Here is a 19,945-nt window from a genome sequence, read left to right on the forward strand (position 1 = left end):
GCTCCGGACCGCCACCGCGCCCGGGCCGGCCGCCCCAGCCGCCGCGCCCCAGCGCGCCGCCGAGCGCGCCGCCCACCAAGCCGAACCGCGAGCCCGCGCGCGAGGCGGGCCGCGACCCGCAGCGCCCGACCGCCGGCGGTCGGCGGCTGATCCTGGGCCGCGACGCCGACGACGCGGCGGAGATGTCGCGGCTGTCGCGGATGGCCCCCTCACAACTTCCGGACCTGCTGCGGTCCACCATCAAGATGCGCCTGACCGCGCTCTACGGCGGCATGTTCGTGATCGCCGGGGTGCTCCTGCTCGCCACCGTCTACCTGCTGGTGCGGCAGAGCCTGAACGAGGGCCGGCTGAATCTGACCCTGGCCCCGAACACCTTGATGACCATCAACGGTGTGCCGATGACGCCCGAGCAGTTCGACCAGTGGCAGAGCCTCCAGCAGATCCACCAGCGCGACGCGGCGCTGAACTCGCTCCTGCAGCAGTCGCTGCTCGCACTGCTGCTGCTCTCGGTGATCGCCTTCGGCTTCGGCTACGTGATGGCGGGCCGGGTGTTGCGCCCGCTGGGGCGGATCACCTCCATCGCCCGCGAGGTGGCCGGATCCAACCTGCACCGGCGCATCGACCTGGAGGGGCCCGACGACGAGTTCAAGGAGCTGGCCGACACCTTCGACGACATGCTCGACCGGTTGGACCGCTCGCTGGAGTCGCAGCGCAAGTTCGTCGCCAACGCCTCGCACGAGCTGCGCACGCCGCTGGCGATCAACCGCACCCTCCTGGAGGTCGCGCTCGGCGACCCGGAGGCGTCGGTCGAGCTCAAACAGCTCGGCAAGACCCTGCTGGCCACCAACGAGCGCAGCGAGGGGCTGATCGAGGGCCTGCTGCTGCTGGCCCGCAGCGACAACGAGCTGACCGAGCGCAAGCCGGTGGACCTGGCCGAGGTGGCCCGCCGCGCGGTGGACCAGACCGGCGCCGAGGCGGCCGAGCGCAAGGTGACGCTGCACGACGAGCTGGGTCCGGCCGTGCTCCAGGGCAACGGGGTGTTGTTGGAGCGGGTCGCGATGAACCTGATCCAGAACGCGGTGCGCTACAACCGGGCCGGCGGCACCGTCGACATCTCCACCGAGTCCGGCGCGGGGGTCGCGGTGCTGACCGTGACCAACACCGGACCGGTGGTGCCCGGCTACGAGGTGGACAACATGTTCGAGCCGTTCCGGCGGCTGCGGACCGAGCGGATCGCCAGCGACAAGGGCGTGGGCCTGGGGCTGTCCATCGTGCGTTCGATCGTGCGCGCGCACGGCGGCTGGATCGAGGTCGAGCCCCGGGAAGAGGGCGGGCTGATGATGCGGATCGGTTTCCCGATCGGCTGATCGCCCGCTCGTCACCGACTGTTTCCGGCCGGCGGCGGCCCGCTGTCGAGGGCCGCCGCGAGCGCCCGTATTCGTACGCGTGTACGAGAGTCGGGGATCACATTTCCGTCTGAGGGTGGAACCAACCTACGCTGTCGTAAGTTACGGGAACGTAGGGACGCGTCGTGCGGGCGATGCACAGCGTCGTCCTCCCTGTCTGCCGCTGCACGACGCCGTCTGCCTATGCACTGGAGTGCCGATGAATCTTCTCGCCGCCGCACCGACCGGCCCGCACCTGCTTCGTGAGTTGGAGCAGGTCGTCGCCGTCGAGCTCGACCGCCATCTCGCCGTGGCCAAGGAGTGGTTCCCGCACGAGTACGTGCCGTGGAGCGCGGGTCGCGACTTCGACGGCGTACTCGGCGGCGAGGCGTGGACTCCGCAGGAGTCGGGGCTCACCGACGTCGGCCGGATAGCGCTGACGCTGAACCTGCTGACCGAGGACAACCTGCCCAGCTACCACTACGAGATCGCGGCGATGTTCGGCCGCGACGGCGCGTGGGGCACATGGGTGCACCGGTGGACGGCCGAGGAGGGCCGGCACGGCATCGCGATCCGTGACTACCTGATGGCCGCCCGGGCGGTGGACCCGGTCGCGCTGGAGCGTTCGCGGATGGAACACATGGAGGCCGGCTACCAGGGCGACCACATGGACAATCCGCTGCACGTGATCGCCTACGTGACCTTCCAGGAGCTGGCCACCCGGGTCTCGCACCGAAACTCGGGCCGCACCTGCGGCGACCCGATCGCCGAGCAGCTGCTCGCGAAGGTGGCCACCGACGAGAACCTGCACATGGTCTTCTACCGGAACCTGCTCAGGGCCGCCTTCGAGATCGCGCCCGACCAGGCGATGCGCGCGGTGACCGACATGGTCACCGACTTCCGGATGCCCGGACACGGGATCAGCGGCTTCGAGCGCGCGGCGGCCAAGCTCGCCGTGGGCGGCGTGTACAACCTGCCGATCCACCAGAACGACGTGCTCCTGCCGGTGCTGCGCAACCTCAAGGTGATGGAGCGCACCGACCTGGGCCCCGAGGGCGAGAAGGCCCGCGAGGAGCTCGCGGTGTTCCTGGGCGGCCTGAACACCCAGGCGACCCGCTTCGAGGAGCGCCGACTGGCCCTGGAGGCCCGCAAGGCGGCCAACCGCGCCTGACCGGCACCACGACGCGCGACGGGCCCGCCGCCTCCCGATCGGAGGCGGTGGGCCCGTCGCACGCGGTGCCCGGGTCGAGCCCTGCCCGACGTCGCGCGCGGCGCCCGGGTCAGTCCTTGCGGGCCGCGCCGAGGGACTCCCTGAAGCCGACCTTGCCGCCCATCCGCAACACCGCGCCCTCGTACATCCGGGCCGCGAGCCGAACCAGCCCCACCAGCGCCAGCAGCGCGATCGCGAAGGCGACCAGGTTCTCCACCACCGACACCTCGTCGGCGGCGGTCATCGCCGGCTGGAGCATCGCCGAGAACGGCGGCACGTAGGCCAGCACGTGGGCGATCGTGCCGCCCTTTTGCCCGAGGAAGACGGCGGCCAGGAACGAGCCGATCAACAGCGAGGTCATCGGCGTGATCACGTTCTGCAGATCCTCCTGGCGGGACACCCGCGCCGCCGCCGCGGCGAACATGCACGCGTAGAGCGCGTAGCCCACCACGAACCACAGCAGCACCAGTGCCACCGGATAGATCATCGCCCCGGTCAACTCGACGCTGCCGAGCGCGGACGCCGCGGCCAGCCCGACCACCGCGGTCACCAGCATCTGCAGCAGCCCGAGCAGGCCGATCCCGAGGATCTTGCCGGTCAGCAGGGCCCGGGCGGGCACGGTGGCCAACAGGATCTCCACGATCCGGCTCGACTTCTCCTCCACCACGCCACTGGCCACCCACATGCAGAAGAGCATCAACATGCCGTAGAGCACCAGGGTGCCGACGAAGGCGATGCCCTTGCGCGCGTCGCGCTGGTCGGCGTCGGGATCCAGCGTGGTCTTGGGCATCGGCTGGATCGCCGAGGCCTGGTTCACCGCGCTCGGGTCGATGCCGCGCGCGCTCAGCCGCAGATCGCGCTCCACGGTGGCCCAGGCGCTCTGCAGCACGGCCGCCAGCGGGTCGGAGAGCTTGGAGTCCACCAGGATCCGGCCGTCGTCCACGACCGCGTCCAGTTTGCCGTCGGCCAGCGCCTTCTCCGCCGCCGCGCGGTCGGCCACCGTGCCCACGCGCACGTCCACGTCGAGCAGCGCCGCCTGGCGCTCGGCGGTCTGCGCCAGCTGCGTGCGCTGCGGACCGAGGAAGGCCACGTCGTACTTGTCCGAGCCGCCGCCGATCGCGGCCGGGATGGCCACCGAGGCGAGCAGGATCACCAGCATGACGCCCACCGAGATCTGGAAACCCCGGTCCCGGATGCGCTCGGTGAACTCGCGGCGCGCGACCAGACGCACGGCGGACCAAAACGTGCTGCCGCCGGTGTTCACGCGCCGACCTCCGATTCCTCGCCGACCGGTGGGTTCGAGCCCGCGGTGCCGCCCGTCTCCTCCGGGTTCGAGGCCGGCGGGTCGCCTGCCTCCGGGTCGGCGCCCTCGCCGCCCACCACCTCGCGGAAGAGTTCGGCCAGGGAGGGGGCGGCGGGCGCGAAGGCGAGCACCCGGCCCGCCGCCCGGGCCGCGTCCAACAGCGCCTGCTCGCTCGTCCCCGGGAGCAGTTCGACCAGCACCGCGTCCTCCTCCGCCGGGCCGAGCACCCGCACGCCGGGCAGCGCGTTCGCCCAGCCCGCGGGCGCCCCCACCACGCGCACCCGATAGCGCACCGCGCGATCGTCGCCGCGCAATTCGGCCACCGTGCCCGAGGCGTGCATGCGCCCGCCGTTGATGATCCCCACCGCGTCGCAGAGCGACTCGACCAGTTCGAGCTGATGGCTGGAGAAGACCACCGAGGCCCCCGCCGCGGTGCGCTCGCGCAACACGCCGGCCATCACGTCCACGCCGACCGGGTCCAGGCCGGAGAACGGCTCGTCCAGGACCAGCAGCTCCGGCTCGTGCACCAGCGCGGCGGCCAGCTGCACACGCTGCTGATTGCCCAGCGACAGGGTCTCCAGGCGGTCCCCGGGAGCGCCGGTCACCCGCAGCCGGGTCAACCAGCGCGTGGCCGACGCCTGCGCCTGGGTCCGCGACATCCCGTGCAGCTCGGCCAGGTAGACCAGCTGGTCCCGGATGCGCATCTTCGGATACAGGCCGCGTTCCTCCGGCATGTATCCCCAGCGTCGTCGCACGTCCCGGTCCACCGGGGCACCCCGCCAGCGGATCTCGCCCCGATCGGCCGCCAACACGCCCAGCGCGATGCGCATGGTCGTGGTCTTGCCCGCCCCATTGGTGCCGACGAATCCGAACATCTGGCCCGGCTGTACGGTCAGCGAGAGGTCGTCGAGGACGACCTTCGCGCCGAACCGTTTGTCCAGGCCGGCCAACTCGAGCACGTATCTCCCCGTATGGATCCAACCCCCCGTGTCGCACTTATATACGGGTCGATCCGGGCATTCAAACCCGCGCCCGCGTGTGCGATCGGACACATCCGGTCGGCGCGGCCGGCGGTCGCGGATCAGTCCACGCGGCGCAGGTCGCGACGGAAACGGCGGCCGTTCTCGACGTAGCTGCGCACCGCCTCGGCGAACGCCCCGGGCTTGACCGCGTTCTCCCGAATCTTCGCCGGCACCCCGAGCGCCATCGCGTAGGACGGCACCTCGATCCGATTTCCGACCACCGCACCCGCTCCCACCAGGGCACCCGTGCGCACCACGGCCTGATGCATGACCACCGCGCCGTTGCCGACCAGGCACCGATCCTCGATCACGCAGCCCTCCAAATGCACAATGTGACCGATCACGCACTCGTCGCCCACTACCGTCGGCCACGGCGCCGTGGTGTGCAGGACGCACCCGTCCTGTACCGACGTGCGCTCGCCGATCACGATGCGGCCGTGGTCGGCGCGCACTACGGCGCCCGGCCACACCGTAGAATCCGCGCCGATCTCCACGCTGCCGATCACGACCGCGTCCGGGTGCACATACGCATCGGGCTGCACCTTGGGTACTTGATCACCCAGCGCGTAGACCGTCACGATTCCTCCTGGTTGTGCAGGGCGGTACGGGGTTACAGTGGCCCCCCATCCAACCAAGTCACCTCTTTGGGGGTTCGGTTGGGTGTCGATTGCGTAACGAGCCTTGATGTAAGGCAAAATCTGCGCTTCGGGTCGGGCACAACTCCGGCCCCTCGCGCGTTACGTGCGCTGAAGGCATCGTCCAATGAAGGTTCAGGGGCGGTGCCTGCACGACTGAGCACCGCAGATCCACCCGGAGGGGGAGAGGTACATGGCAACCGACTACGACACCCCGCGTAAGACCGACGACGACATCAACGAAGACAGCATCGAGGAGCTGAAGGCTCGGCGCGTGGACAAGTCGGCCGGTTCGGTCGACGTCGACGAGTTCGAGCAGGCCGAGTCTCTCGAGCTTCCCGGCGCGGACCTCTCCAATGAGGAGCTGTCCGTCCGGGTCGTCCCGAAGCAGGCCGACGAGTTCACCTGCTCCAGTTGCTTCCTGGTGCACCACCGCAGCCAGCTGGCCAAGGAAAAGGACGGCCAGCCGATCTGCAGCGACTGCGCCTGACCGTGTTCGGTCGAGGACGACCGGCGATGAACGGCAACCCTGCACACGCCACACGGGTACCGGCAGGAGTTGGACCGTCGACGTTCGCCGAGCGTCCTTGAACACAGGGACACGACACGGGGCACACGAGACACCGAAGACGCACGCATGACGTACGAAGTCGAACGTCCGCCGGCACAGGGCGGGCGTTCTTGACTGTCGGCGCCGGTCCGGATCGAGCCCCTTCGGCTCGATCGAGCCGGACCGGGCCCGCCCGCGACCGGGTCAGGCGCGGGCGCGCAGCGCGGCCACCACGTCGACCAGACGCTGGGGGTTGCGCGAGGACAGGTAGAGGTAGGGCGTCGGATCGGCCGGGTCGACGACCTCGATCCGCGCCGCCCCGGGAATGTAGGCGCGCAGCAGCATGAACGCGCGCGGGTCGGCGTTCTCCATCCGCAACGAGCGCGCCTGCTCGGCGTCGAGCGCCACACCCGCGCCCAGCGCGCTCAGCGGCACCCGCGCACGCCCCGCGCACACCTCGGTCTCGGTCACGGTGATCCGCGCCGAGCCGTAGGCGCCGGTGGCCCACGCGGTCAGCGCGCCCAGGACCAGGGCGAGCACGATGGTCGGCACGATCCCGAAGGCCAGGCCCACCAGGCCGCCCGAGACGGCCATGAGCACGGTCAGGGCCCACCACGAGGCCGGCACGCCGAGTCGTTCGCTGTACGCCTGCATGGCCCCAGCCTGTCATGGGCGGCCCGCGGGTTTCAGCGGGGGCCGTGCCGCCGGGTCAACCGGGCGAGGGCGCGGGTGACCCGCTCCGGGGGCGTACGCAGGCCCGTCGCCACTCCTTTGGCGTAATCCGAAAGCGCGGTCGGGGCCAGCAGGTCCAGCGCCGCCCCGGCCCGGGCGTCATTGCCCACCAGGTAGCGCGGGCGCGGCCGGGGCACGCTCAGCGCGGTGCGCACCGCGTGCGCCACCGGAGCCGGATCGGGCAGCGTCTTGGCCCGCCGCAACACCTCGTCGGCGACCTCGTAGGAGTCGTGGTACGCCGACGTCTTGCGCGGCGGCATCCGGGCCATGCTCCGCTCCCAGATGTCGGTGCCGAAGCTGCCCGGCTCGATCAGCACCACCTTGACGCCGAAACCGGCGGTCTCGATCCGCAGCGCGTGCGAGATCGCCGCCAGGCCCTGCTTGCTCGCGCAGTACCAGCCCACGAAGGGCGAGGAGACCCGGCCGGAGATCGAGGAGATGTTGACGATCCGCCCGTCCCGGCGACGGCGCATCTGCGGCAGGACCAGGCGCGCGATCCGCGCGGGCGCGACCAGGTTGGTCTCCAGCTGCGCGCGGACCCCCTCGTCGTCCACGTCCTCGATCGCGCCCGGCTGGGCGATGCCGGCGTTGTTGACCACCGCCCACGGGCCGCCGTCGGTCATCTGGGCGATCTCGGTGAAGGCCCGCACCGTCGAGGTGGCGTCGGCGACGTCGAGCAGGACCGTGCGCACGCCCACCTCGGCCCGCTCGGCGCTCTCGCGCAGCCGCTCGGCCTTCTCCCGGGTCCGGGCGGTGCCGATCACGTCGAACCCGGAACCGGCCAGTTCCAGGGCGACGGCCAGGCCGATCCCACCGGTCGCCCCGGTGACGACCACACTCTTGGTCATGCGCTTCCTTCCGTCCCGCGACCCTCTCGGGCCGCGGCGCTCGAGGCCCCCGAGCCTCTGCGCAGGTGTCGGTCGGAACGACGGTAGTGTCCTTCGGCGTGAGTCGACCAACATCCCTGACCCCGCCTCCGGAAGCGGTGGTGCCCCAGCCCCACCCGGACGCCCCGTCGCCCGGCACCGAGCTGGGCGAGCACTACAGCGACTGCTTCGGCTGCGGCGAGGCCGCCCCGGGCGGGCTGCGCCTTCGTACGCGCGCCGGCGAGGGCGTATCCGTGGACGCCGAGTTCACCGTCACCACCCAGCACCAGGGCGCCCCGGGCCTGGCCCACGGCGGGCTGCTGACCTGCGCGTTCGACGAGGCGCTCGGGGCGATCGGATACATGCTGCACACCACGGCGGTGACCGGGCACCTGGAGACGGACTTCCGCCGCCCGGTGCCGGTGGGCAGCACCCTGTACATCCACGCCTGGTGCGAGGCGGTGGCCGGCCGCAAGATCTACTCGCGTGCGGTGGGCCGGCTCGACGCCGCGGACGGACCGATCGCGGTCGAGGCGGCCGCGTTGTTCGTCAGCGTCGGACTCGAGCACTTCGTCGACAATGGACGTGCGGAGGAAGTCCGGCGCGTGCTGGACAACCCCGATTTGATCAAGGCAGGCCGAGCGTTCGAGGTGAACCCGTGAGCACGAGTGTGGACGTCCTGGTGCGTCGGCTCGACCCCGAATTGCCGCTGCCCGCGTACGAGCACCCCGGCGACGCCGGCGCCGACCTGGTGACCGCGCAGGACGCGGAGATCCCCCCAGGCGAGCGCGTGGTGCTGCCCACGGGCATCGCGATCGCGCTGCCCGACGGCTACGCCGCGTTCGTGCATCCGCGCTCGGGACTCGCCGCGCGGTGCGGAGTATCGCTGGTGAACGCCCCGGGCACGGTCGATGCGGGATACCGTGGCGAAATCAAGGTTGTCGTGGTCAATCACGACCTGCGTACGCCGGTCGTCTTCCGACGCGGCGACCGCATCGCCCAACTCGTGATCCAACGGGTCGAGCGAGCGGGGTTCCACGAGGTCGCCGAACTGCCCGGTTCCGGGCGGGGCGAAGGCGGCTTCGGTTCCACCGGCGGGCACGCGGCGGTCGGCGTTTCGAGCGTCGGCGCGGCGGGCAGCGCGGGCATCGTGCAACACTCGGCTTCCGACAGGGAAGGACTGTGACGTGTTCGGTCGTCGCCGACGCAGCGAAAAGGATGATCTGCCCGTCGAGGAGCGCGAAGACCTCGACGAGATCATCGAGGACGAGGACGATGCCGACGAGGCGCCCGACGCCGGAGCCGCATCGGACTCCGACGACGCGGACCTCGACGAGCTGAGTCGACCGGTCCCGCCCGCGCCCCGGCCGGACGGACCGTGGGACGTCGACGAACTCGAGGATCCGCACGAGGATCGCATCGACCTCGGCGGGATGCTCATCCCGGCCGATCCGCGGATGGAGCTGCGGGTCGAGGTCTCCAACGACATGATCATCGCGGCCACCGTGGTGCTGGAGGACAGCGGCCTGCAGCTGCAGGCCTTCGCGGCCCCGCGCAACGAGAGCATCTGGCACGAGGTGCGCGCCGAGATCGCCTCCGGCATCACCCAGCAGGGTGGCGTCGTGGACGAGCAGGACGCGGGCCTGGGTTGGGAGCTGCGGGCCCAGGTGCCGGTCCAGCTCCCCGACGGCACGCAGGGCCACCAGCTGGTCCGGTTCGTCGGCTGCGACGGCCCGCGCTGGTTCCTGCGCGGGGTGATCTCCGGCCGGGCCGCGGTCGATCCCGCCGTGGGCGCCGACCTGGAGGCCATGTTCCGCGACACCGTCGTGGTCCGCGGCAACGACCCGATGGCGCCGCGCGACCCGATCCTGCTGCGCCTGCCGGAGAACGCCCAGGTGGACCCGAACAGCGGGCTCGCGGTGCCGCAGCAGGGCGCCGAGGACAACCGCTTCGCGGGCGACCTGGATCCCTTCCAGCGCGGTCCGGAGATCACCGAGGTGCGCTAGCCCCACCGCTCGACCGCTGTACCCCCAGGACACCGAAGCCCGGTTCCGCCGAAAGGCGGAACCGGGCTTTGTGCGTATGCGATTCCGGACACTCGCGAATCTTGATGTCAAGGGCACGTCAAGAAGGCATATAAGCACGTTAGGGCGCCGCCAACGCTTTCGGTTTTGCCCCTTTTATGGCGACTTTTGACGGCTTGGAACTGCTATCAATGAGCTCGCCACGGGCGATCAAGCGCCCGTCTGTTCCAAGGAGTACCCGCGATGGCTGATCTGGCCTTCGTATGCCTGACGATCGCGTTCTTCGCGCTGGTCGTCGTGATCGCCAAGGGGGTGGCGAAGCTGTGAACGCGGACGGAATCGTCGGCCTGAGCGTCGCCATCGCCCTGCTCGGCTACCTGATCCTGGCCCTGATCTTCCCCGAGAGGTTCTAGGTGAGCGTCACGCTCGCGGGGATACTCCAGCTGTCCCTGCTGATAGCCGTCCTGGCCGCGGTGCATCGCCCCTTCGGCGACTACATGGCCCGCGTGTACTCCAGTGACGAACACCTGCGCGGCGAGCGCGTCCTGTACAGGCTGATCGGCGCCGATCCGAACGCCGAACAGCGCTGGACCGTCTACCTGCGCAGCGTGCTCGGGTTCTCCATGTTCTCGCTGCTCGGGCTCTACGCCCTGCAGCGGTTCCAGAACCACCTGCCGTTCGACCTCGGGATGAAGCCGATCACGCCGGACCAGGCGTTCAACACCGCGGCGTCGTTCACGGCGAACACGAACTGGCAGTCGTACTCCGGTGAGACCGCCATGGGCCACACGGTCCAGATGGTCGGCCTGACCGTGCAGAACTTCGTGTCGGCGGCCGTGGGCATGGCCGTGGCGATCGCGCTGGTGCGCGGATTCGTGCGGGTCCGCTCGGGTGAGATCGGCAACTTCTGGGTCGACCTGATCCGCGGTTCGATCCGGATCCTGCTGCCCATCGCGATCATCGGCACGATCGTGCTCGTCGCGTCCGGCACGATCCAAAACCTCTCCGACCCGCACACCGTGCAGACGTTGTCGGGCGGGACGCAGACCATCCCCGGCGGTCCGGTGGCCTCGCAGGAGGTGATCAAGGAGCTGGGCACCAACGGTGGCGGCTTCTTCAACGCCAATTCGGCGCACCCGTTCGAGAACCCGAACGCGTTCACCAACCTGTTCGAGATCTTCCTGATCCTGGTCATCCCGTTCTCCATGCCGCGCGCCTTCGGCCGGCTCGTGGGCAACCTCAAGCAGGGCTACGCGATCCTCGCCGCGATGTTCGTGATCTGGTTCGTCGCGGTCTGCCTGATGTGGTGGACCGAGGCGCACGGCAACGGCGCCGCGCCGGAACTGGCCGGCGGCGCGATGGAGGGCAAGGAACAGCGGTTCGGCATCCCCGGCTCGTCGGTCTTCGCGGTCTCCACCACGATGACCTCCACCGGCGCGGTCAACTCGTTCCACTCCTCGTTCACCGGCCTCGGCGGCGGCATCACCATGCTGGGCATGATGCTCGGCGAGATCACGCCGGGCGGCGTCGGCTCGGGCCTGTACGGGATCCTGATCATGGCGATCCTGGCGGTCTTCGTGGCCGGTCTGATGGTCGGCCGCACGCCCGAATACCTGGGCAAGAAGATCGGCGCCGGCGAGATGAAGCTGGTCGCGATGTACATCCTCGTGGTGCCGGCGACCATCCTGACCTTCACCGGCATCGCCATCGCGCTGCCCGGCGAACAGGCGGCGATCCTCAACTCCGATTCGCCACACGGCATCTCGGAGGTGCTGTACGCGTTCACCTCGGGGGCGAACAACAACGGCAGCGCGTTCGCCGGGCTCGGCGCGAACACCGAGTTCTACAACACGATGATCGGGTTGGCCATGCTGATCGGCCGGTTCGTGCCGATCGCACTGGTGCTGGCCCTGGCCGGTCGACTCGCCGAACAAAAGAGCGTCCCCGACACCGCGGGCACCCTGCAGACGTACAAGCCCCTGTTCGTGGGCCAACTCGTCGGCGTGATCCTGATCATCACCGGCCTCACCTTCTTCCCCGCCCTGGCCCTCGGGCCGCTTGCCGAGGGATTGGCATGACAGACACCGCGATACGCCCCACCGAAGAACACGTCGACACCCCCGCCGGCCCCGGCCGCGTCTCGGCCGGCCTGTTCGACCCCCGTCAACTGCCGAAGTCGCTGCCCGGCGCGCTGCGCAAGCTCGACCCCCGGATCATGGTCCGCACCCCGGTCATGTTCGTGGTCGAGATCGGCTCGGTGATCACCACCGTCATGGCGATCAAGGACCCGAGCACCTTCGCCTGGCTGGTCGCCGTCTGGCTGTGGCTGACCGTGGTGTTCGCCAACCTGGCCGAGGCGGTCGCCGAAGGACGCGGCAAGGCGCAGGCGGACACGCTGCGCAAGGCCAAGACCGACACGGTCGCCCGTCGCCTGGTCGACGGCCGCGAGGAGCGGGTCGCGGCCACCGCGTTGGCCATCGGCGACCTGGTGGTCTGCGAGGCCGGCGACGTCATCCCCGGTGACGGCGACGTCGTCGACGGGGTCGCGAGTGTGGACGAGTCGGCGATCACCGGCGAGTCCGCGCCGGTGATCCGCGAATCGGGCGGGGACCGCTCGGCGGTCACCGGCGGCACGAAGGTGCTGTCGGACCGGATCGTCGTCAAGATCACCACCGAGCCCGGCAAGACCTTCATCGACCGGATGATCGCCCTCGTCGAGGGCGCCGCCCGGCAGAAGACGCCGAACGAGATCGCGCTCGACATCCTGCTCGCGTCGCTGACGATCATCTTCCTGTTCGCGGTCGTCACGCTGCAGCCGATGGCGATCTACGCGCACGCCGAGCAGTCGATGATCATCCTCGTCGCGCTGCTGATCTGCCTGATCCCGACCACCATCGGGGCGCTGCTGTCGGCGATCGGCATCGCCGGCATGGACCGATTGGTGCAGCGCAACGTGCTGGCCATGTCGGGACGCGCGGTGGAGGCAGCGGGCGACGTGTCGACGCTGCTGCTCGACAAGACCGGCACGATCACGCTGGGCAACCGGCAGGCGTCGGAGTTCGTCCCCGTGGACGGGGTCGAGGAGGCGGAACTGGCCGACGCGGCGCAACTGTCCTCGCTCGCCGACGAGACGCCCGAGGGCCGCTCGATCGTGGTGCTGGCCAAGGAGCGCTACGGGCTGCGCGAGCGGCACCAGGGCGAACTCGCCCACGCCGAGTGGATCGCGTTCACCGCGCAGACCCGGATGTCGGGCGTGGACCTCGGCGACGAACGCGGCGTGCGCATGGTCCGCAAGGGCGCCGCCTCCGCGATCAACGCCTGGGTCCGCGAGCGCGGCGGCAACGTCCCCACCCGGTCCGGCGAACTGGTCGACGCCATCTCCGCCGCCGGCGGCACGCCGCTCCTGGTCGCGGTCGAGGACACCGAGGGCGCCCGGATCCTGGGCGTCATCCACCTCAAGGACGTGGTCAAGGAGGGCATGCGGGAGCGGTTCGACGAGCTGCGCCGGATGGGCATCCGCACGGTGATGATCACCGGCGACAACCCGCTGACCGCCAAGGCGATCGCGGACGAGGCGGGCGTGGACGACTTCCTCGCCGAGGCCACCCCCGAGGACAAGCTCGCGCTGATCAAGCGCGAGCAGGCGGGCGGCAAGCTGGTCGCGATGACCGGCGACGGCACCAACGACGCGCCGGCGCTGGCCCAGGCCGACGTCGGCGTGGCGATGAACACCGGCACGTCGGCGGCCAAAGAGGCCGGGAACATGGTCGACCTCGACTCGAACCCGACCAAGCTGATCGAGATCGTGGAGATCGGCAAGCAGTTGCTGATCACGCGCGGCGCGCTGACCACGTTCTCCATCGCCAACGACGTCGCGAAGTACTTCGCGATCATCCCGGCCATGTTCGCGAGCATCAAGGGCGCCGAGGCCCTGGGCCCGCTGGACAAGCTCAACATCATGCAGCTCGCCACCCCCGAGTCGGCGATCATCTCGGCGGTGATCTTCAACGCCCTGATCATCGTCGCCCTGATCCCGCTGGCCCTGCGCGGTGTGCGCTATCGGCCGATGTCGGCCGACAAGCTGCTCGCCCGCAACCTGCGGATCTACGGCCTCGGCGGCCTGATCGCCCCGTTCGTCGGGATCAAGATCATCGACCTGCTCGTCTCGCTCATCCCCGGAATCGGTTGATTCAGATGGCCACCAACTTCGGTACCCGCATCCGCGTCCTGGGCGCGGCCCTGCGCGCCTTCCTCGTCCTCACCGTGCTCCTGGGCATCCTGTATCCGCTGTCGATGACCGGGATCGCCCAGGCGCTGTTCAAGGACAACGCCGACGGCTCGATGGTCGGCGTCGACGGCAAGGACGTCGGCTCCAGCCTGATCGGCCAGTCCTTCGACCTCGTCGACGCCCAGGGCAACCCGCGCAAGTTCGACGCGGACGGCCGCGAGGTGTCGGCGACGGCGGACGGCGCCGGATACACCTACCTCCAGGGCGGCGCCACGCTGACCGCCGAGCAGGCGGCCGGCGTCGGTACGCTCCCCGACCCCAAGTGGTTCCAGCCGCGTCCGTCGGCCGCGAACTACGACGGCCTCGGCTCGGGCGCGTCCAACTACGGCCCCGAGAACCCGACCTTCGTCAAGCTCGTCGCCGACCGCAAGGCACAGGTGGCCAAGTTCAACGGCGTCGGCGAGGACCGGGTCCCCGTGGACGCGGTCACCGCGAGCGGATCCGGCCTGGACCCGCACATCTCCAGGGCGTACGCGCTGATCCAGGTCGAGCGGGTGGCCAAGGAGCGCAACCTGGGCGTGGCCGAGGTGCGCGCGCTGGTCGACGGGCACGAGGACGGACGCAACCTCGGCTTCCTCGGCCAGGAGCGGGTGAACGTGCTCGAGCTCAACATCGCCCTCGTCAAGCTCGCGCGCTGACGAGGCGCTCACGATGTTCGCGGGTCGGAGCGTGCCGGTGTCGGCACCCTCCGGCCCGAGACAGAGAATGGATGTCATGGCACGCGGCAAGCTCCGGATCTATCTCGGTGCGGCGCCCGGCGTCGGCAAGACCTACGCGATGTTGGGCGAGGGGCAACGTCGGCGAGGGCGCGGCAGCGACGTCGTGGTCGGTTTCGTGGAATGCCACGGCCGGCCCGGCACCGAGGAGGCACTTCGGGGTCTGGAGGTGGTCCCCCGGCGGGACATGGCCCACCGAGGCGGCTCGTTCACCGAGATGGACGTGGACGCGGTGATCACCCGGCGGCCGAAAATCGCCCTCGTCGACGAACTCGCGCACACCAATGTGCCAGGTTCGCGCAACGAGAAGCGCTGGCAGGACATCGAGGAACTCCTCGACGCGGGGATCGACGTGATCTCCACGGTCAACGTGCAGCACCTCGAATCGCTCAACGACGTGGTCGAGTCGATCACCGGCGTGCCCCAGCGCGAGACCGTGCCCGACGAGGTGGTCCGCCGGGCCGACCAGATCGAACTGGTCGACATGGCGCCGGAGGCGCTGCGCAGGCGGATGGCACACGGCAACGTGTACGCGCCGGAGAAGGTCGACGCGGCGCTGTCCAACTACTTCCGGGTCGGCAACCTGACCGCGCTGCGCGAGTTGGCGCTGCTGTGGACCGCGGACCGGGTGGACGAATACCTCCAGCGGTACCGCAGCGAACACCAGATCGACGCGACCTGGCCGGCGCGCGAGCGCATCGTCGTCGGCCTGACCGGCGGCCCCGAGGGCGAGACGCTGCTGCGCCGCGCCGCGCGGATCGCCACCCGTGGCTCCGGCGGCGAACTGCTCGCCGTCTACGTCTCGCGCAGCGACGGCCTCACCGGCGCCTCCCCGGAGGCGCTGGCCCGCCAGCGCGCGCTGGTCGAGTCGCTCGGCGGCACCTTCCACTCGGTGGTCGGCGAGAACGTGCCCACCGCGCTGCTGTCCTTCGCGCGCGGCGTCAACGCGACGCAGATCGTGCTCGGCAGCAGCCGGCGCAAGCCCTGGCAGTACCTGTTCGGCCCCGGCGTGGGCGCCACCGTCGCCGCGCAGTCCGGCGACATCGACACGCACATCGTCACCCACGAACACGCGGGCGTGGGGCGGGTGCTGCGCCCGCTGCGCTCACCGCTGGGGCGCGGCAGGCGGCTCACGTCGTGGGCGGTGACGGTGATCGGGCCGGTCGCGCTCACCTTCATCCTGGACGCGACGCGCGGCAGCCACGGGTTGTCCACCGAGGTGTTGCTGTTCCTGACGGTCACCGTCGCGGTCGCCCTCATCGGCGGCCTGTGGGCCTCGATCCTGACCGCCGTGGTGTCCTCGGTCCTGCTCAACTACTACTTCACGCCGCCGCTGCACAACCTGACCATCGCCGACCCGGAGAACATGCTCGCGCTCGGCATCTTCGTGCTCGTCGCGCTGTCGGTGGCCTCGGTGGTGGACCTGGCGGCCAGGCGCACCCACCAGGCCGCGCGCAGCCAGGCCGAGGCGCAGACCCTGAGCTTTTTGGCGGGCAGCGTGCTGCGCGGCGAACAGGCGCTGCCGGCGCTGCTCGACCGTGTGCGCGAGACGTTCGGGATGGAGTCGGTCGCGCTGCTCCAGCGCGAGGAACACCACAGCCCGTGGTCGTGCGTCGGCAGCGTGGGACCGCATCCCGCGATCAGGCCCGACGACGCCGACGTGGACGTGCCGGTGTCCGACTCGCTCGCGCTCACCCTGTCCGGGCGGGTGCTGCCGGCCGAGGACCGGCGGGTGCTCGGGGCGTTCGCGGCGCAGGCCGCGGTGGTCCTGGAGCGCCGGCAACTGGTCGCGGAGGCGGCGCAGGCGCGGCAGCTCAAGGAGGGCAACCGGATCCGCACCGCGCTGCTCGCCGCCGTCTCGCACGACCTGCGCACCCCGCTGGCCACGATCAAGGCGAGCGTGTCCAGCCTGCGGGCCGAGGACGTGAGCTGGTCGGAGGAGGACGAGGCGGAACTGCTCGCGGCGATCGAGTTCGGCGCCGATCGGCTGGACACGCTGATCGGCAATCTGCTCGACATGAGCCGGTTGCAGACGGGTACGGTCACCCCGCTGATGGGCGACATCGGTCTGGACGAGGTGGTGCCGGGCGCGCTGGCCGGGGTGGCCGAGGAGCGGGTGGTGCTGGACATCCCCGAGACACTGCCGGCGGTGTGCGCGGACGCGGGGCTGTTGGAGCGCGTACTGGCCAACGTGATCGAGAACGCGGTCAAGCACAACCCACCGGGCCGCCGGGTACACGTGTCGGCCGGCGCGCTCAGGGACCGGGTCGAACTGCGGGTGGCCGACCGCGGTCCGGGCGTGCCGGACGAGTCGAAGGAGCGGATCTTCGAACCGTTCCAACGCCTGGGTGACGCGCCGAAGGGCAACGGGGTGGGACTCGGGCTCGCGGTCGCCCGCGGCTTCGCGGAGGCCATGGACGGCACACTGACCGCGGAGGACACCCCCGGTGGCGGATTGACGATGGTGCTGGCGCTGCGCACGGCCGGATCGCCGGCCGGCGGCGCGGTCGCGGGATCCACCCCCGCGGCCGAGGAACGAACCACTTGGGAGGAACAACGATGACACGGGTCCTGGTCGTCGACGACGAGCCACAGATCGTGCGGGCCCTGGCCATCAACCTCAAGGCCCGCGGCTACGACGTGGACACCGCGGGCGACGGTACGGCGGCGCTGACCGCCGCCGCGGACCGGCATCCGGACGTGGTGCTGCTGGACCTGGGGCTGCCGGACATCGACGGGGTCGAGGTGATCAAGGGTCTGCGCGGGTGGACCAGGATCCCGATCATCGTGCTGTCCGCGCGGCACGCCTCGGCCGAGAAGGTCGCGGCCCTGGACGCGGGCGCGGACGACTATGTGACGAAGCCGTTCGGGATGGACGAGCTGCTGGCCCGGTTGCGGGCGGCGGTGCGGCGCGCGGTGCCGGAGGAGGAGGCACCGGTCGTGGTCACCGAATCGTTCACGGTGGACCTCGCGGCCAAGCGGGTCTCGCGCGACGGCGCGGACGTGCGACTGACGCCGACCGAGTGGCATCTGCTGGAGGTGCTGGTGCGGCACGCGGGCCGGCTGGTCAGCCAGCGGGCGCTGTTGCAGGAGGTGTGGGGGCCGCAGTACGGGACGGAGACGAACTATCTGCGGGTCTACATGGCGCAGTTGCGGCGCAAGCTGGAGCACGACCCGTCGCACCCCAGGCATCTGCTGACCGAGCCCGGGATGGGGTATCGGTTCGAGGGTTAGCGTGTGTCGGCGGCGCGGTGCGGTTCGTGGACCGCGGGCGTGGCGCGACGCGGCGGCCGGGTCCGGGGCCGGTGGTGTCGGTCGGGCCGTGGGGGCCGATGGTGGGTGGGAGGTTTCGGACCTCGGAGGGCCGTGGGATAGGCGGTACCCTTGCCGGCATGAGTGGTAGCGCAGCCGGCGTGGAGCGTAGATCCGGGCGATTGCGGCGGATGTTGGATCGATGGACGTCGACCCATGAGGAGTTGCACGCCGAGGAGCTGCTGCACGACACCCAGCGGCTGGGCTGCACGAAGATCATGGACGTGGTCGAGCGGGATCTGATCACGGTCGGCGGCACGCTGCGCACGGTGACCTTCCGGCCGCGGGCGGGCGTACCCGCGCTCGAGGCGGAGATCTACGACGGATCGGGCGCGTTGTCGGTGGTCTGGTTGGGTCGGCGGCGAATAGCCGGGATCGAACCGGGGCGGCAGTTGGTCGCCCACGGTCGGGTCAGCACCACTCAGGGGCGGCCCGTTCTGTTCAACCCCAGGTATGAACTGCGCCCCGTCGGCCGAGAGTGAACGAGTGACCGCCTCCATGGATAAACCCGCTTCCGGCGTGCCCGGCGACCGCCCGGCCCCCACCGACAGTGCGGCCTCGATGATCGCCGCCTTCGGCGGTGTTCGGGGCATGATCGACATGACCGTGCCGGGGCTGGTCTTCGTGATCGCCTACACGATCAGTCGGTCCACCTGGACGGCGGCGATGACCGCCGGTGGTGTCGCACTGGCGTTCGCGGTGGTGCGCATCATCCGCCGGGAGACCCTGCAGCACGCGCTCGGCGGCTTCCTGGGCGTCGCGCTGGCCGGGTGGATCGCGGTGAAGTCCGGCAAGGCGGAGAACTTCTACGCGTTCGGGATGCTGTTGTCGGGCGGCTACGCGCTCGCCTACCTGATCTCGATCCTGGTCCGCTGGCCGATCATCGGCGTCCTGCTCGGCCCGATGCTGGGCGAGAACTTCACCTGGCGGCGGATCCCGGCCCGCTACGCGGCGTACCGCAAGGCCACCTGGGTCTGGTTCGTCATGTTCGTGCTGCGCATCGTGATCCAGATCCCGATCTACTGGACGGGCAACGTCACGGCTCTGGGCATCGCGAAGGTCGCGCTGGGTGTGCCGCCGTTCCTGGTGGCCTGCTACATCACCTGGCTGATCATGTCCAAGGCTCCGCCGCCGGTGAAGGTCGCCGACGAGGAGGACGCGGACGAGGACGAGGGTGCGAAGGGCGAGCGCGCCGCCAGCGTGGAGTCGGGCGCGGCTGCGGTGATGGAGCAGCGCGACAAGCGGCGGGAAGACCGCGTCGCGGACTGAGCGGGGGCGGGTCGAGCCCGGAGGGGGCGAGTCCGGCATTCGTCCGGGCTCGCCATTTCGGCCCAGTGCGCTCGTATTTTCGGCTTGTGTTTCCGGCTCTTTTTTCCGGCTCCTTTTTCCGGACCGCGTTTTCGGCCGGCGGCTCGACGAGCGTCGTGGCGTGTGTGCGGATTTCCGCTTCGACCCCGGCTCCCGCTTCGATTTCGGCTACCGTTGTCCGGCTGTCGGAGTTTATTATCGGAAGATTTGCCGAATTGGTCGCTCGAGTGATCATTCCTGTCGAGAACTCCGGTCGATTCCGGAGAATTTGGACCAGCTGCGGTCGAATCAGTCATTACCGCATGATCCCGTAACTGTGCGATTAGCGTCCCGTTAGACCTCCAGTGGACGAAGGAGGCGGGGACGGTGGCCGGAAACGGTGACCTCATCGCATTGGTGACACAAGCCGGTCTCTCCCGGCGCGAACTGGCCCGCTGGGTCAACGTGGTGGCCGAGCGCCGCGGGCTGCACCTCGGGTGCAGCCACACCTCGGTGGCCCGATGGCTCGAAGGCGCGCAGCCGCGGTGGCCGATTCCCGAGCTGTTGGCGGAGGCCCTGGGCCGACGTCTGGGCTGCGAACTGACCGTCGCGGAC

The 19,945-nt window shown here is 70.2% G+C and carries 19 protein-coding genes and 1 pseudogene; 15 read left to right on the forward strand and 5 right to left on the reverse strand.

Annotated features, from left to right (window positions below; all coding sequences use genetic code 11):
- The first annotated feature begins 182 nt into the window (after nucleotides 1-182).
- Nucleotides 183-1,367 carry a sensor histidine kinase gene (locus ACFRCG_RS46795; protein ID WP_380042802.1) on the forward strand — a complete coding sequence of 395 codons (1,185 nt, stop codon included), beginning with the start codon at nucleotides 183-185 and terminating at the stop codon, nucleotides 1,365-1,367.
- A 238-nt stretch (nucleotides 1,368-1,605) separates the two neighbouring features.
- Entirely contained in the window at nucleotides 1,606-2,556 is a 951-nt protein-coding gene (locus ACFRCG_RS46800) for an acyl-ACP desaturase (protein ID WP_380042787.1), read from the forward strand.
- Between the two features lie 109 nt (nucleotides 2,557-2,665).
- Here the strand turns inward: ACFRCG_RS46800 and ACFRCG_RS46805 are convergent, their stop codons facing one another.
- The 3 genes from ACFRCG_RS46805 to ACFRCG_RS46815 form a co-directional block, all read right to left on the reverse strand.
- Nucleotides 2,666-3,859: an ABC transporter permease gene (locus tag ACFRCG_RS46805; RefSeq protein WP_380042788.1), complete on the reverse strand. Its 1,194-nt coding sequence runs from the start codon at nucleotides 3,857-3,859 to the stop codon at nucleotides 2,666-2,668.
- The gene (locus ACFRCG_RS46810; RefSeq protein WP_380042789.1) at nucleotides 3,856-4,857 is read right to left on the reverse strand and encodes an ABC transporter ATP-binding protein; all 1,002 of its coding nucleotides are present in this window, start codon (nucleotides 4,855-4,857) and stop codon (nucleotides 3,856-3,858) included. The genes ACFRCG_RS46805 and ACFRCG_RS46810 overlap by 4 nt, the downstream gene beginning before the upstream one ends.
- Before the next feature lie 122 nt (nucleotides 4,858-4,979).
- Nucleotides 4,980-5,498 carry a gamma carbonic anhydrase family protein gene (locus tag ACFRCG_RS46815; protein WP_380042790.1) on the reverse strand — a complete coding sequence of 173 codons (519 nt, stop codon included), beginning with the start codon at nucleotides 5,496-5,498 and terminating at the stop codon, nucleotides 4,980-4,982.
- A 250-nt stretch (nucleotides 5,499-5,748) separates the two neighbouring features.
- On the opposite strand from ACFRCG_RS46815, the gene ACFRCG_RS46820 reads away from it, so the two are divergent.
- Nucleotides 5,749-6,045, forward strand: coding sequence for a DUF4193 domain-containing protein (locus ACFRCG_RS46820; protein ID WP_078974949.1), 297 nt, complete (start codon nucleotides 5,749-5,751; stop codon nucleotides 6,043-6,045).
- A 264-nt stretch (nucleotides 6,046-6,309) separates the two neighbouring features.
- On the opposite strand, the gene ACFRCG_RS46825 is transcribed toward ACFRCG_RS46820, so the two are convergent.
- Both ACFRCG_RS46825 and ACFRCG_RS46830 read right to left on the reverse strand, forming a co-directional pair.
- Nucleotides 6,310-6,759 (reverse strand): DUF3093 domain-containing protein, encoded by a 450-nt coding sequence (locus tag ACFRCG_RS46825; protein ID WP_380042791.1) that lies wholly within the window; start codon nucleotides 6,757-6,759, stop codon nucleotides 6,310-6,312.
- A gap of 32 nt (nucleotides 6,760-6,791) precedes the next feature.
- On the reverse strand, nucleotides 6,792-7,685 hold the full coding sequence (locus ACFRCG_RS46830) for an SDR family oxidoreductase (protein WP_380042792.1): 894 nt from the start codon (nucleotides 7,683-7,685) through the stop codon (nucleotides 6,792-6,794).
- A gap of 98 nt (nucleotides 7,686-7,783) precedes the next feature.
- Here ACFRCG_RS46830 and ACFRCG_RS46835 point away from each other — a divergent pair, with 98 nt between their 5' ends.
- The 12 genes and pseudogenes from ACFRCG_RS46835 to ACFRCG_RS46890 form a co-directional block, all read left to right on the forward strand.
- Nucleotides 7,784-8,365 carry a PaaI family thioesterase gene (locus tag ACFRCG_RS46835; protein WP_379996098.1) on the forward strand — a complete coding sequence of 194 codons (582 nt, stop codon included), beginning with the start codon at nucleotides 7,784-7,786 and terminating at the stop codon, nucleotides 8,363-8,365.
- Nucleotides 8,362-8,889, forward strand: a complete 528-nt coding sequence (gene dut, locus ACFRCG_RS46840) for a dUTP diphosphatase (RefSeq protein ID WP_380042793.1) — start codon at nucleotides 8,362-8,364, stop codon at nucleotides 8,887-8,889. The genes ACFRCG_RS46835 and dut overlap by 4 nt, the downstream gene beginning before the upstream one ends.
- Before the next feature lies 1 nt (nucleotide 8,890).
- Nucleotides 8,891-9,709 carry a DUF3710 domain-containing protein gene (locus ACFRCG_RS46845; RefSeq protein ID WP_380042794.1) on the forward strand — a complete coding sequence of 273 codons (819 nt, stop codon included), beginning with the start codon at nucleotides 8,891-8,893 and terminating at the stop codon, nucleotides 9,707-9,709.
- A gap of 341 nt (nucleotides 9,710-10,050) precedes the next feature.
- Nucleotides 10,051-10,140 carry a K(+)-transporting ATPase subunit F gene (gene kdpF / locus ACFRCG_RS46850; RefSeq protein ID WP_380042795.1) on the forward strand — a complete coding sequence of 30 codons (90 nt, stop codon included), beginning with the start codon at nucleotides 10,051-10,053 and terminating at the stop codon, nucleotides 10,138-10,140.
- On the forward strand, nucleotides 10,141-11,805 hold the full coding sequence (gene kdpA / locus ACFRCG_RS46855) for a potassium-transporting ATPase subunit KdpA (RefSeq protein ID WP_380042796.1): 1,665 nt from the start codon (nucleotides 10,141-10,143) through the stop codon (nucleotides 11,803-11,805).
- The gene (kdpB, locus tag ACFRCG_RS46860; protein WP_380042797.1) at nucleotides 11,802-13,916 is read left to right on the forward strand and encodes a potassium-transporting ATPase subunit KdpB; all 2,115 of its coding nucleotides are present in this window, start codon (nucleotides 11,802-11,804) and stop codon (nucleotides 13,914-13,916) included. The genes kdpA and kdpB overlap by 4 nt, the downstream gene beginning before the upstream one ends.
- Nucleotides 13,917-13,921: 5 nt before the next feature.
- Nucleotides 13,922-14,653, forward strand: a complete 732-nt coding sequence (locus tag ACFRCG_RS46865) for a potassium-transporting ATPase subunit C (protein WP_380042798.1) — start codon at nucleotides 13,922-13,924, stop codon at nucleotides 14,651-14,653.
- 76 nt (nucleotides 14,654-14,729) lie between these two features.
- A complete protein-coding gene (locus ACFRCG_RS46870) occupies nucleotides 14,730-17,294 on the forward strand; it encodes an ATP-binding protein (RefSeq protein WP_380042799.1) in 2,565 nt (854 codons plus the stop codon).
- The gene (locus ACFRCG_RS46875) at nucleotides 17,291-17,965 is read left to right on the forward strand and encodes a response regulator (protein WP_360312939.1); all 675 of its coding nucleotides are present in this window, start codon (nucleotides 17,291-17,293) and stop codon (nucleotides 17,963-17,965) included. The genes ACFRCG_RS46870 and ACFRCG_RS46875 overlap by 4 nt, the downstream gene beginning before the upstream one ends.
- 158 nt (nucleotides 17,966-18,123) lie before the next feature.
- Nucleotides 18,124-18,525 carry an OB-fold nucleic acid binding domain-containing protein gene (locus tag ACFRCG_RS46880; protein ID WP_380042800.1) on the forward strand — a complete coding sequence of 134 codons (402 nt, stop codon included), beginning with the start codon at nucleotides 18,124-18,126 and terminating at the stop codon, nucleotides 18,523-18,525.
- Between the two features lie 16 nt (nucleotides 18,526-18,541).
- Entirely contained in the window at nucleotides 18,542-19,312 is a 771-nt protein-coding gene (locus tag ACFRCG_RS46885) for a DUF3159 domain-containing protein (protein WP_380042801.1), read from the forward strand.
- 435 nt (nucleotides 19,313-19,747) lie between these two features.
- Nucleotides 19,748-19,945, forward strand: a pseudogene (locus ACFRCG_RS46890) (transcriptional regulator); the annotation flags it as partial.

It is taken from the genome of Embleya sp. NPDC056575, assembly GCF_042793325.1.
Taxonomy (GTDB): Bacteria; Actinomycetota; Actinomycetes; order Streptomycetales; family Streptomycetaceae; genus Embleya.